Raw genomic sequence first — 12420 nt, 5'->3', positions numbered from 1 at the left:
CAATAATTTTCACCTGCCTGATTTAATCTTCTTCCATCATTTCAGAAATCGTTCCGGAAACATCAACATTTTCAGGAGTACACAAAAATGTATTCGGCCCTAACTTTTGTATGTCACCACCGATTGCATAAACAGTCCCTGATAAGAAGTCTACGATTCTTTTTGCTTGATCATGCGGAATTCTTTGTAAATTCATAACAACAGCTCGTCGATTCTTTAATTGATCTGCGATATCTTGAGCTTCTGCATATACACGAGGTTCTACAAGAACAACTTTAACTTGTTGTTGAATACTTTGAAGACTTACAACGTTCGGTTTTCCTTTTTTCGTATGAGACGGTGTGATTTCCTCTTCTTCAGGCATTGCTTCTTCCTCGTAATCGTCTTCATACTCATAATCGTCTTCCAGATCAAAAAAGCGCTTGAATTTTGTTTTAATTCCCATCTGTACCACCTCCTAAAATTCTTTTCCTACTAAACTCGTCCCTATTCTAATAAATGTTGCACCTTCTTCAACAGCAATCGAAAAATCGTTAGACATTCCCATAGATAATTCAGTACATGGAGCATGAACCAATTCTAGTTTCTGTATTTCCAATTGAAGTTGCTTTAATGTAGAAAACACGTTTCTGATTAAGGATTCATCATCAGTAAAAGGTGCCATAGTCATGAGTCCGACAACCTTAATACGATCGTAGTCTTTTAATTTATCGACAAAAGCGACTACATCTTTTACTGGCAAACCATGTTTGGAATCTTCTTCGGCTACATTAACTTGTACAAAGCAAGAAATGGGCCTGTCTGCTCGTTTTTGAATCTCACTCGCTAAACTTAAACGGTCTAATGAATGAATATAATCCACATGCTCGATCACTTCTTTTACTTTTCTAGTTTGCAGAGTTCCTATAAAGTGCCATTTAACTGACGTGTCTTTCAAAAATTCTTTTTTGGATAGCAGTCCTTCTATCCTGTTCTCACCGATATGTTCAATACCTGCTAAAACAGCGTCTTTTGTTGTTTCATTACTCACATATTTCGTCACAGCGATCAAATTAACGCCCTTTGAAGATCTGTTTTTTTTCTCGCATGCAATTTGAATTTCATTTAAGATGTGTTCTTTGTTTTCTTTGATACCCAATTTCTTAATTAATCCCCTTTCCTGCCTATATAACTCATCATTCTTCCCGTCTTGCCTCTGTCTTTACGATGTGAAAAGAACAGGTCGTTTCGACAGCTCGTACATTGATCTGAAACGATAATATTTTCAGGCAGTACTCCAGCTCTTAAGAGAAGGATTTCATTTAGTTTTTTCAAGTTTAATTGATAGTTTCCTGCTGCATTCTTCTTATAAACGGTGTCTTCATTATCTCCATCTAATGCTGCTTTTACTTCTTTAATTACTCGATCATCTACCTCATAACAGCAATGCCCTATAGAAGGACCAATTGCGGCTAATACCGCCTTTACGTCAACATTCTCTTTATCTTTCCAAGCTTTGATCATTGCTGGACCGATTTTTGCTACTGTTCCTTTCCATCCCGCGTGTGCGAGTCCGATCAAGTTATCGTTCGGCGAAAAAAAATAGAGAGGTACACAGTCCGCATACAGTGACGTTAAAAGGATGTTTTCATCTGACGTATATAATCCATCTGCATCGGGAATTGCCGTTTCAAAATCTAAAGAACCTAATCCTCTATCTTTTTTAGATACCTTTACAATATTTTCAGCATGAACTTGTTTAGAACCTACCCAATTTTCAACCGGAAAACTGATGTCATCTGAAAATAATCTGCGGTTTTTCCGAACCGTATCTGGATCATCGTTCACATGAAAACCCATGTTCATAGAATGAAAGGGCATTGTACTATTCCCGCCTTCACGTGTTGTGAAACCAGCAATAACCTTAGAATTTATCTTATGCCAAATCTGTATTGCAAGATGCTTTCCAGATTGTTCAAATGTGTTCATAGTATGTACTCCTCCTGGAAAGTTTTATCTTTATTTTACCACAATTTAAAGCAAGAAAGAAAAAAGAACCGTTTATTTCAATTGATCAAACGGTTCTTTAACATATTCATTTAATTCGCTAGCTTCCATATGTCTTACAAGAATAACATCTGCACCGATCTTAACAATATTTCTCCAAGGTATCACGATGTCGTTCTCTCTTGCAAAAAAACCAAGCATCTTTCCAGCACCAGGGATGATGATCGCATCTATCTTTCCTGTATTTAAGTTGATTTCAAGATCAGCTATATGACCTAGCTTTTTTCCATTTGCTACGTTAACCACATCTTTCACTTGAAAATCTGATATTTTATTCATCTACGATCCCCGCCTTTCTTCTTTCAGTATATGAAGGACAAAGCTATTTCATGTTTCTGTCCAAAAATAAAAAAACCCGTTAAAACGGGTTTTAGCTGCTTTGGATATTCTTATTCATCTGAGAAATCGCTGCTTTTTCAAGTCTTGATACTTGCGCCTGTGATATACCGATCTCATCAGCGACTTCCATTTGCGTTTTTCCTTGAAAGAAGCGCATCGTTAAGATCATTTTTTCTCTATCATTCAAACGTCGCATTCCTTCTTTTAAAGCAATTTCCTCAATCCACTGCATGTCTTTTGCTTTATCATCGCTGATTTGATCCATAACAAAGATCGGATCACCGCCATCATTGTAGATCGGTTCGAATAGTGAAACTGGATCTTGAATGGCATCAAGTGCAAAGACCACTTCTTCTTTCGGTACATCTAGAGCTTCTGCAATCTGTTGTGCGGTTGGCTCCCGAGATAGTTTGTTCATAAGCTGATCTCGAACTTGCAGTGCTTTATATGCGATATCCCTTAAGCTTCTTGAAACTCTTATCGGGTTATTGTCTCGAAGATACCGGCGAATCTCACCAATGATCATCGGAACCGCATAGGTAGAAAACTTAACATTCTGACCTAGATCAAAATTGTCTATGGACTTCATCAGCCCAATACATCCTACTTGAAATAAATCATCTACATGCTCTCCGCGGTTGTTGAACCGTTGAATGACACTCAGAACGAGCCTGAGGTTTCCGTTAACCAAAGTTTCGCGTGCATCAGGATCACCTTTATGCATCTTATCAAAAAGAATACGCATCTCTGGATTTTTTAAAACAGGAAGCTTTGATGTGTCAACTCCGCAAATCTCAACTTTATTTCTTGTCAAGTCTTTTCCCTCCTGCCGGGAGCTAATTTCAAATTAAGTATCACCGAACGGAGGGAAATTTATGCAATTGTAATTTTACAGAAAACGGTCAAAACTAATTAAAAGCTATATTCAATCTGTGTTAAACCATTTTATTAAATTCTTTTTGAAGTCTCTTTATGATCCGCTTTTCCAGCCTTGAAATATAAGACTGAGAAATTCCGAGCATATCTGCTACATCTTTCTGTGTTTTTTCTTCGCCACCTGATAGACCGAAGCGAAGTTCCATGATCTGTTTTTCACGATCGTTTAATGTAAATAGTGCTTTTAATAAGAGTTTACGATCTACATTTGCCTCAATTCTGCGCGTTATTATGTCATCTTCTGTCCCAAGAACATCTGAGAGCAAAAGTTCGTTCCCATCCCAATCCACATTTAACGGTTCATCAAACGATACTTCTGACCGAGTCTTGTTGTTACGGCGTAAATACATCAAGATCTCGTTCTCTATACATCTTGATGCATAAGTCGCGAGCTTGATTTTTTTTTCTGGATTAAACGTGTTTACCGCTTTAATAAGACCAATTGTTCCGATACTGATTAGATCTTCAATGTTAATCCCTGTGTTCTCAAACTTTCGTGCAATGTATACGACTAAACGAAGGTTTCTTTCGATCAAAAGAGATTTTGCAGCCTGGTCACCAGAAGGAAGTTTTTCAAGCAGAACCGCTTCTTCTTCTTTACTAAGCGGAGGGGGTAAAGCTTCATTTCCACCAATATAATAAATCTCATCTGACTTCAGCCCCAACTTGAATAGTAACTTATACCAGTACATCGTCATTTTTAAACGCCACTTATTAAACATGTTAACTCCCCTTTCACATTATCTTCTTTTAAGTTCTTTCACGTATCTCCTATGTTAGGACGCTTGTACATGTTGCAGGTGCATCTTTGGATGAACGATAGCATCAAACTGACCTTCGCTAGATAATACTGTCCAGCTCAAGCCTATGAGACACTGCGGAGATGCTGCCGATACTCCATCCTTTTCTATTTCTACGGCATCTGGTTTTACACAAGCTAAAAACTGTTGATGTCCTACTGCACGATAAGGCACGATTCGAAGTCTGTTCAACCAAGGGTGTTCATTGTCATCTGTATTCATTGTAAGGACGTCTTTGGCAGCAGTTCGAATGATCTCTGGAAAAGAATCACCGTGTTTGTTCATATCAAGGATCATGACAGGCATTTTAGAAATAGGATCGTATAATTTATTACCGGTATCAATAAGTCCATTTGCAGATATCAAGATCTGGTCTATTTTGATAGTAACTTTGACAAGACTGTTGGAATCCATTTTTTCCACAGAAATATCATCTACTCTTTTCTTTGAAAAGTACCAAAGTAGAGGAACACCTGCTACTACAAAAAGCCAGCTGATCGGGTCACCCATACCTGAACTTTTTGTCGTGATAACGCCATTCATAATCACAGCATCACTTTGCATAAAATAATGAAGACCGAAAATACCTCCACCCGTCACAAAAGAAACAAAATAAAACATGGCGATATTTTTCATGACAAACTTGAAACGCTTAAAGCCAAATGCCACAATCATAATAAAAATGGATAGGATAAATTTCATGATTGGCTGTGAAAATAACATTAGTTCTGGAAAAATAACTAAAAACACATAACTAGAAGCTAATAATGAAGCAGATAGGATTCTCTTTTTCGATGCATTGCGCTTAAGCACATACGCTGTCAGAGAGATTAGAACATAATCAATGCAGAAATTAAGAAACCAAATGACATCCAAATAAAGGGTCATTGGTTTTCTCCTTTCTTAAATTTGAAATCAGTATAACGTATAGGTTGTTTGAAAGTCTGTCAGTTTATGAGAGAAGTAAAGTTCTTATTTTCTCTATTTTTGTCAAAATAACTTATATGTTAGGTATACGCTTTTCGGACAAGAATATGACAAAATCTAAAACATTTTACGTTTGCTTTGTTGTTTTTGGAAGTGGTTGATTTCCGTTTCAGGTGCTCGCTTTCCGCGGGGCAGGCGGTGAGCCACATTCTTACGTTTCACTTTTAAGTGTCTCACCTGCCCGCCTGTCCTAGCCTAGAGTCTCCCATCTTACACTCCAATAAACTATTCAATGAAGCATTTTATTAATCTCTCTGTAGCATCATTCTACTTGTCAACATGCTAGTTGTAGAAAAAGACAAGGGGAATATTTTTTTGAAAGGCTGTTTTCTATAGAGTTGTTGCTTTAAATGTTTTAATCTCTTTTTGTTCTCTTCCTTTGCATGTTGATTGAAGCGTATGGTTGCCGACTCCTACGGGACGAGCGGTCAGGTGGAGACTCCTATGGCGCAAAGCGGTAGGAGGCTCACCGCACGCCCCGTGGAAAGCGAGCAACCTAGAGCGGGGATCAACTACTAACAAAACAAAAAAGCATGCTCTCTAAAATAGAGAACATGCTTTCATTTTTGTATTTATCTTCTTCTGTTACGGCTGCGGTTACGCAAGAATGTTGGAATATCAAGTGTATCTGAATCAGCATTCGTGTAAGAAGTATTTCTAGACTCTTGGCTTTCTTCACGAGATTGCCCTTGAGACTGACTTTGTGGTTGTGATTGAGTTTGAGACGAATGAGACTGATTAGATGTTGGAGCTTGCTGCATTCTAGGACGCTCAGCTCTCTGTTGGTTGTTCACCATCTTTTCAGTTTCATCAAATCCAGTTGCGATAACCGTAACTAGAATCTCATCTTTTAGTTCTTCGTTAATTACGGAACCAAAGATCATGTTTACTTCAGGATCTGAAGCAGATGAAACGATATCTGCAGCTTCGTTCACCTCATATAGGCTCAAGTTTGCTCCACCTGTAATGTTCATCAATACACCTTTTGCTCCATCGATAGATGTTTCAAGAAGTGGAGATGAAATGGCTTTTTTCGCAGCCTCAGCTGCACGATTTTCACCAGTACCTACACCAATACCCATAAGTGCAGAACCGCGTTCAGTCATGATCGTTTTTACATCGGCAAAGTCAAGGTTGATCAATCCTGGTACTGCGATCAAATCAGAAATACCTTGTACACCTTGGCGAAGAACATTGTCCGCTTCACGGAAAGCTTCAAGCATCGGAGTGTTTTTATCTACGATCTCTAATAATCGATCATTCGGGATAACAATCAATGTATCAACTTTTTCTTTTAGTACAGAGATTCCACCTACCGCTTGCGTAGAACGCTTGCGGCCTTCAAAAGTGAACGGTCTTGTTACAACACCAACTGTAAGGGCACCAAGATCTTTAGCGATCTCTGCGACTACAGGTGCTGCACCTGTACCTGTTCCACCACCCATACCAGCTGTTACGAAGACCATATCAGCACCGCTAAGTGCCTCTTCGATCTGCTCGCGGCTTTCTTCAGCAGCTTTTTTACCGATATCAGGATTCGCACCTGCACCTAGTCCTCTTGTTAATTTCGTTCCGATCTGCATTTTTACAGGCGCTTTTGATAGATTCAAAGCTTGTGCATCTGTATTCACACAAATAAATTCTACACCTTGTACACCATGTTCGATCATACGGTTAACAGCGTTACTTCCGCCGCCACCAACACCAATTACTTTAATTGTCGCCAATTGATCCATATTCATATCAAACTCTAACATGAGCGTTCCTCCTAATGACTAGTTCCTTAATGTTATTCAAAAAATAAACCAAACCAGTCTTTGACTTTTGATTTCATGCCACCGGATTGTTTTTCTTGTCCCGATTTTTGGCTGGATTGTTGTTTCTTTTTCGGTAAAGGTTCTCCAGCGTTATCAGCTAACGCAGTGGCAACTTCTTTTCCTTGAACTTTAATATTTTTGTGAGTGAATTGGATTAACCCCACACCTGCTGTAAACTTCGGTTCTCTAACCCCGATATAATCCGGCAAGGAAACACGTACGTTCTGTTGGAAGATATCTTGGGCGAGCTCAAGTACTCCTGGTATTGCAGCAACTCCGCCTGTAATAACAAAACCGCCTGGCAGTTCGGAATATCCGCGCTGATGCAATTCATCATCAATCATCTCAAATATTTCAGCCATACGAGCTTCAATGATTAACGAAAGTTCGTATTGCGAGATTTCTTGTTCTTGTGAAGATCCAATTTGCGATACTGTAAATGTCTCATCTTTTGATGCATAATCCACAAAAGAATGACCATGCTTTAGCTTGATCTTTTCTGCATCTTCAGCAGACGTTCTTAATCCGATGGATATATCTTTTGTGATAAAGTCTCCACCAACAGGAAGAACGGATGTTAACTGCATGGTCCCTTGATCAAAAACAGATAGTGTAGTAGAACCCCCACCAATATCGATCAGTGCTACACCAAGCTCCATCTCATCTCGTGAAAGTGCAATCGATGATGTTGCCAATGGCTCTAAACAAATATCCGCCACTGTAAGTCCAGCTCGTTCTACGCAACGTAATAAATTATGTAAGATTGTCTTGGAACCAGTTATCACTGTTCCTTCCATCTCAAGGCGAACACCTAACATGCCTCGAGGGTCAATAATCTCATCTGTACCATCAACAATAAATTGTCGAGGAATCACATCTATAATTTCGCGTTCTGGAGGCACTGACATAACCTGAGCTGCCTCTATTACTCTAGCGATGTCTTCATCACCGATCTCTCGGTCTTCTCTTGATACCGCAACTACACCGTGGCAAGGCTGAAGTTGAATATGGTTTCCTTTTACACCTACGATTACAGCATTAATTGGAATACCTAACATTCTTTCTGCTTGCTCTACGGCTTTTCTTATGGAACGAACAGTTTCGTCAATATCTACAATGGAACCTTTTCTGATTCCAGCTGATTTTGCATGGCCAACACCAATAACATTAAAGGACTCACTAGTCATTTCTCCAATGATCACTTTAATATTGGATGTACCGATGTCTAAACTTACATAAATTTCATTGCTGTTCATTCTGTGGCACCTCCTTACCTTTCATCCAAAAAATCTTCTTAAATTTTTAAAAATCCCTTAATTTGCGCTTAATTATGGAATAAATTCCACAAACAACGGGTTATCCCTCTTTTTTTTTACCGTTTTTTCAAATTTTTTAGGCCTTTTTGCGCGAATCTGACCATTTGGAAATAATTAAGCGTCTAATAACAGCGATATTATTAAACAACCTAACACCAAATGCAAAAATTGCAGCTAGATACAGATCGATACCAAGGTGTACCCCTAAGTATGCGAGCCCTGCAGCCAATAAAATGTTAAAGAAAAAACCTGTAATGAACACTTTATCTTCAAAACTGCCTTGAAGATGTGCACGTATACCACCGAATAAGGTATCGAGTGCAGCTAAGACAGCAATTGATAAATAGTTTGCATATTCTGGAGGGACCCGGATATCAGACATGAAACCTAATAGTAGACCTAATAACAGTCCAAGTACCGGCAACCACATCTTACGTTTCCTCCTTTGCCGGTTTCATAAACTTCACCTTCATATCTTTATCGAAAGCTGGCAAAATAACTTTAGCCGTTTGTTTGGATTCGACGAGAAAATTTTCTCGGATAAACTCCTCTACAGCGGGTGAAGCAATGATCTTCTGATGAAGTTTTTCATTGTCTTTTGCCAAAACTCTGATTTCAATCGGAAATGATGAAACAGGCTCATTGTTTATGTAAATGTTTCCATTCACTTCCCGGATCGGGGTTTTAGATACGACGCGTTGGCCATCTATAGAGATCTCATTCGCATCATATCGGTTTAGTTCGTTTACAAGTCTTCTAAGCATATCAGGATCTATTTTAGGAACAGGTTGACCTACTCCAATTAGCTCTTCACTAAAAGGTTCGATCGTTATTACGATTCCTTGTCCGCTAATCGTTGTTAATCCTGCCTGTTTTTTTAAATCCCATAGCGCTTTTTCCATTGCTTGGATTTTTTCGTCCTTACCTTCACCTTTGTATTGGTTCAGGAGTTCACTATAGCGTTCATATTCCTCATTAAGCTCCTGCTGACGCTGTTTTTCTTTTTCCAAATCAGCTCTTAATTCCCATAAATCTCTAGTATCCCGAACAACAGGATTGTTTGTGGTCTCAAATTGGATCGCCAGCATTCCGCCAAGTATGAGGGCAATTGTTGCAAACATGAATTGTCTTTCTTTCAACTAACTCATCCCTCTTCTGTAATAAATGGCTCCATCTCGATCGCGCTTTCTTGCTCCACTCTTACTTCTACACCATCATTAACAATTTTATCGACGATGTATAGATTCAAAGATTTCTCTAGGGTTGTGGAATTACCAATTGCTGTAATAACAAAGGGTGCAGGATATTGGTTGCCATCTACAGAAACGACAGGACCGATACAAGCGATATACGTATCGTGAGAGATTCTTTGACCGTTTATAGCAATGGCTTCTGCACCCGATACGTGAAGTTCGTCAATGACACTTCTTATATGTTCTTCATGGACGATATAATCGTTAGGGTTCTCCCCTTCCGGTATATAGGAGGAATCTTGTAGGGTAACTTCTACCCCCTCCCCTTTCACTTTTACGTTTCCTACTACCATTCTGAGCTCTTTTAAATCTTCTACTAGTTTAGAAGATATCTCCTCTTGATCTGCCAGCTTATTTTCTTTCTTCTCAACATTTTGCTGCAGACTTTGAAGATCGCCTGCTAATTCTCTATTTGTTTTTTGAAGATTTAAGATTTGGCTGCGCAATGAATCTTCCTTTTTCCATTCATTGTTCTGCACAACATTTTGCTTTTCGATCTGCGCTCTCTGATAGGAGAAAGATAATATGAACCCGGTAACGAGTAGGATTAAAGATAGGAAAAGATGCGTCCCTTTAATTTTTCTCATTACTTTCCTCCACTTGGTTGTATCGTTCAAAACGTGTGCTGATTCCTAAATAGAACGTTCCTTTTTCCTCAGGCTTTAACTCGCTCACTAAAGAGGGATAAGCTGTCAGCCTTTCTGAAAACTTAGAGATAGTTGTCACCACTTTGTTTCCATCCGTCATAAACAACGTTAGCTGGTTTGAACTGTTGGATGAAGGTGTATGTGTGATTTCAGATATACGATGAATAATTCCTTCAGGCAGCTTCTGCAGTTCCTGTGCCATCATCTCTAGTTGTTCTGGATCTTTCCAGCTGACGATTACAGGTGCATTTACTGGTCTCTCATTTTTCTTTAAAGGCTCTAACATTTTCCCGTTCTGAAGCATCGGGTAGTATACGTTCTCTTTCCTGAAATACCCGACTCGTTGAAATTCACTCACTTTAATTACAACTTGGTTAAAAAATTTCTTTTGGATGGATACAGAACTAACCTCTGAGATATCCTCGAGCCGCTCCATAATTTCATCTTCAGATACATTCAAATACTTTGTCTTTGTTGAAATTTTGCTTTTTTCAAGAATCTCATTGTCGGTTACAAAATAGTTGCCTGAGACGGTAATTTTCTTCACATGACTAAGATCTGATTGAAAATAAACGACGACCAACAATAACAGGAAGAAAAAGGACAAGTAATAAATAAGACGACGATTTGCTTTTTGTTTGCGATGTTCTTTCAGCTTCGGAATTCGGTCCTCAATCTTGACAACCTTTACCTTGTCCATCCTCTTCCTCCGTTTTATAAGTTAGTACAAGAAACATTAACGGTTGACCAGAAATAAAAGAACTTGGCAGATAGACGCCAAGTCTTCAAAAAGGTACTGATAACAGTCCAACTGTCAGAAGATAACGAAATGTATGGTTCGTTTCGAAACGTCAAAAGTTAATTTTTTCTTGTTCTTTGTATTATAGCACGGATAAGCCGCAATTCAGCACTATTTATCCAATTTTTTGTTAATCATTTCTACCAATGATTTCAACTTCTGTATGAAGTTCAACACCATGCTTTTCTTTAATCGTTTTTTGTATATAACTGATAAGATCCAGCACGTCCTTGGCTTTTGCATCTCCAGTATTCACAATAAAATTAGCGTGCATCTCCGAAACTTGTGCTCCACCAATTTGAGTCCCTTTAAGTCCCGATGTTTCAATGAGATGTCCTGCATAATTAGGCAGCGGATTACGGAAAACACTGCCACAGCACGGATAGTTCCATGGCTGTGTGTTTCTGCGATAATCTTTATTCTTCTTAAGCTCTGCCATGATCGTTTCTTTATCCCCTTTATCCAAAACAAGGATGACTTCAACACAGATTCCACCTGTCTCTTGGAGAACAGAAGTACGGTAAGAGAATTTCAGTTCTTCATTAGAAAGCCATGTAAGCTCACCATCAGGTAATAAAATCAAAGCTTTATCAACGATCTTTGACATATCGGATCCATGCGCACCTGCATTCATGAATACAGCTCCGCCAACTGATCCCGGAATACCTGCTGCAAATTCTAGACCCGTATAAGCTTCGCGTGACATTACAGTGGCTAGCGGAATAAGCGAATACCCCCCGCCAACTCTAATCGTGTTATCATTTTTTTCAAGGTGGTTGATCCCCTCCCCTACTTTAATGACAACCCCTTCTATGCCCCCGTCTGCAACTAGGAGGTTAGAGCCTCTTCCAATTGCACGTATTGGTGCGTTGGCTTCTTTTATATAACTTAATGCTTTTTTTAGACTTTCAATGTCTTTCGGTTCATAAAAAAGGTCAGCTGGTCCACCAATTTTTAATGTGGTGTGATTTTTTAATGGTTCATTTACAAGGACAGTTCCTAAATCTTCACTTTTTAATTTCTCAGCTAATTGGCTATACATAATTAAAAACCCCCTACGTTCATACGCATCGTTCTATTTATATGCTATGCGTTAATCTTTTCCATGTTTTCATTGTCCTTAAACATCGACAAAGTAGTATTCGTCAGAACTAACGATTTTGTTTCTTACTTTTTATTTTCCTAAAAAAATTTAAGATGCTTTCGTTATGATTTATTAGTTGCTTCTTTGATTAATTGACAAAGGGTTGTAGTACTACTACTGGTTTAACACAACCTACTTAATTGATTTTTTCTTCCTAGCAAGCTGATTGGAGTGGAAGGTTGCCGACTCCTACGGGACGAGCGGTCAGGTGGAGACTCCTAATGGCGCAAAGCGGCAGGAGGCTCACCGTTCGCCCCGTGGAAAGCGTGCAACCTGGAGCGGAAATCAGCAACTAACATAAGCAAAATGATATACGAAAACAAGCTATCAAAAAAT

General features: G+C 38.9%; 14 protein-coding genes. All 14 read right to left on the bottom strand.

What is annotated here, in order from left to right; all coding sequences use genetic code 11:
- Positions 1–22: 22 nt before the first annotated feature.
- The 14 genes from HU823_RS15295 to murB all read right to left on the bottom strand — a co-directional run bounded on the left by HU823_RS15295 (position 23) and on the right by murB (position 11982).
- The gene (locus tag HU823_RS15295; RefSeq protein ID WP_144700902.1) at positions 23–445 is read right to left on the bottom strand and encodes a cell division protein SepF; all 423 of its coding nucleotides are present in this window, start codon (positions 443–445) and stop codon (positions 23–25) included.
- 12 nt (positions 446–457) lie between these two features.
- Complete coding sequence (locus HU823_RS15290; protein ID WP_144700903.1) at positions 458–1138, bottom strand: YggS family pyridoxal phosphate-dependent enzyme; 681 nt, start codon at positions 1136–1138, stop codon at positions 458–460.
- Positions 1139–1146: 8 nt separating this feature from the next.
- Positions 1147–1968 (bottom strand): peptidoglycan editing factor PgeF, encoded by an 822-nt coding sequence (pgeF, locus tag HU823_RS15285; protein ID WP_197222590.1) that lies wholly within the window; start codon positions 1966–1968, stop codon positions 1147–1149.
- 72 nt (positions 1969–2040) lie between these two features.
- Entirely contained in the window at positions 2041–2325 is a 285-nt protein-coding gene (locus HU823_RS15280) for a YlmC/YmxH family sporulation protein (RefSeq protein WP_066289211.1), read from the bottom strand.
- Positions 2326–2416: 91 nt separating this feature from the next.
- Positions 2417–3199: an RNA polymerase sporulation sigma factor SigG gene (gene sigG, locus HU823_RS15275; protein WP_066240567.1), complete on the bottom strand. Its 783-nt coding sequence runs from the start codon at positions 3197–3199 to the stop codon at positions 2417–2419.
- A 121-nt stretch (positions 3200–3320) separates the two neighbouring features.
- Positions 3321–4043, bottom strand: a complete 723-nt coding sequence (gene sigE, locus HU823_RS15270; protein ID WP_137789730.1) for an RNA polymerase sporulation sigma factor SigE — start codon at positions 4041–4043, stop codon at positions 3321–3323.
- Positions 4044–4097: 54 nt separating this feature from the next.
- Positions 4098–5009, bottom strand: a complete 912-nt coding sequence (spoIIGA, locus tag HU823_RS15265) for a sigma-E processing peptidase SpoIIGA (protein WP_197222589.1) — start codon at positions 5007–5009, stop codon at positions 4098–4100.
- A 671-nt stretch (positions 5010–5680) separates the two neighbouring features.
- Complete coding sequence (ftsZ, locus tag HU823_RS15260) at positions 5681–6865, bottom strand: cell division protein FtsZ (RefSeq protein ID WP_144700909.1); 1185 nt, start codon at positions 6863–6865, stop codon at positions 5681–5683.
- A 32-nt stretch (positions 6866–6897) separates the two neighbouring features.
- Positions 6898–8181, bottom strand: a complete 1284-nt coding sequence (gene ftsA / locus HU823_RS15255) for a cell division protein FtsA (protein WP_137789733.1) — start codon at positions 8179–8181, stop codon at positions 6898–6900.
- A gap of 136 nt (positions 8182–8317) precedes the next feature.
- Positions 8318–8671 carry a small basic family protein gene (locus HU823_RS15250; RefSeq protein WP_066393455.1) on the bottom strand — a complete coding sequence of 118 codons (354 nt, stop codon included), beginning with the start codon at positions 8669–8671 and terminating at the stop codon, positions 8318–8320.
- A 1-nt stretch (position 8672) separates the two neighbouring features.
- On the bottom strand, positions 8673–9380 hold the full coding sequence (locus HU823_RS15245; protein WP_144700911.1) for a DUF881 domain-containing protein: 708 nt from the start codon (positions 9378–9380) through the stop codon (positions 8673–8675).
- Positions 9381–9385: 5 nt separating this feature from the next.
- Positions 9386–10081 (bottom strand): DUF881 domain-containing protein, encoded by a 696-nt coding sequence (locus HU823_RS15240; RefSeq protein ID WP_186320533.1) that lies wholly within the window; start codon positions 10079–10081, stop codon positions 9386–9388.
- Entirely contained in the window at positions 10068–10841 is a 774-nt protein-coding gene (locus tag HU823_RS15235) for a cell division protein FtsQ/DivIB (RefSeq protein WP_197222588.1), read from the bottom strand. The genes HU823_RS15240 and HU823_RS15235 overlap by 14 nt, the downstream gene beginning before the upstream one ends.
- A gap of 229 nt (positions 10842–11070) precedes the next feature.
- On the bottom strand, positions 11071–11982 hold the full coding sequence (murB, locus tag HU823_RS15230) for a UDP-N-acetylmuramate dehydrogenase (RefSeq protein ID WP_197222587.1): 912 nt from the start codon (positions 11980–11982) through the stop codon (positions 11071–11073).
- Positions 11983–12420 lie beyond the last annotated feature (438 nt).

The sequence above is a fragment of the Fictibacillus sp. 18YEL24 genome, from assembly GCF_015903855.1.
Lineage (GTDB): Bacteria > Bacillota > Bacilli > Bacillales > Fictibacillaceae > Fictibacillus > Fictibacillus phosphorivorans_C.
Note: the sequence above shows the minus strand (reverse complement) of the source record. Positions and strands in the feature narration are given on the sequence as shown.

Coding starts and splice junctions, on each gene's coding strand:
- HU823_RS15295 (WP_144700902.1), bottom strand. CDS start 445: ATGGGAATTAAAACAAAATTCAAGCGCTTTTTTGATCTGGAAGACGAT.
- pgeF (WP_197222590.1), bottom strand. CDS start 1,968: ATGAACACATTTGAACAATCTGGAAAGCATCTTGCAATACAGATTTGG.
- HU823_RS15280 (WP_066289211.1), bottom strand. CDS start 2,325: ATGAATAAAATATCAGATTTTCAAGTGAAAGATGTGGTTAACGTAGCA.
- sigE (WP_137789730.1), bottom strand. CDS start 4,043: ATGTTTAATAAGTGGCGTTTAAAAATGACGATGTACTGGTATAAGTTA.
- spoIIGA (WP_197222589.1), bottom strand. CDS start 5,009: ATGACCCTTTATTTGGATGTCATTTGGTTTCTTAATTTCTGCATTGAT.
- ftsZ (WP_144700909.1), bottom strand. CDS start 6,865: ATGTTAGAGTTTGATATGAATATGGATCAATTGGCGACAATTAAAGTA.
- ftsA (WP_137789733.1), bottom strand. CDS start 8,181: ATGAACAGCAATGAAATTTATGTAAGTTTAGACATCGGTACATCCAAT.
- HU823_RS15250 (WP_066393455.1), bottom strand. CDS start 8,671: ATGTGGTTGCCGGTACTTGGACTGTTATTAGGTCTACTATTAGGTTTC.
- HU823_RS15240 (WP_186320533.1), bottom strand. CDS start 10,081: ATGAGAAAAATTAAAGGGACGCATCTTTTCCTATCTTTAATCCTACTC.
- HU823_RS15235 (WP_197222588.1), bottom strand. CDS start 10,841: ATGGACAAGGTAAAGGTTGTCAAGATTGAGGACCGAATTCCGAAGCTG.
- murB (WP_197222587.1), bottom strand. CDS start 11,982: ATGTATAGCCAATTAGCTGAGAAATTAAAAAGTGAAGATTTAGGAACT.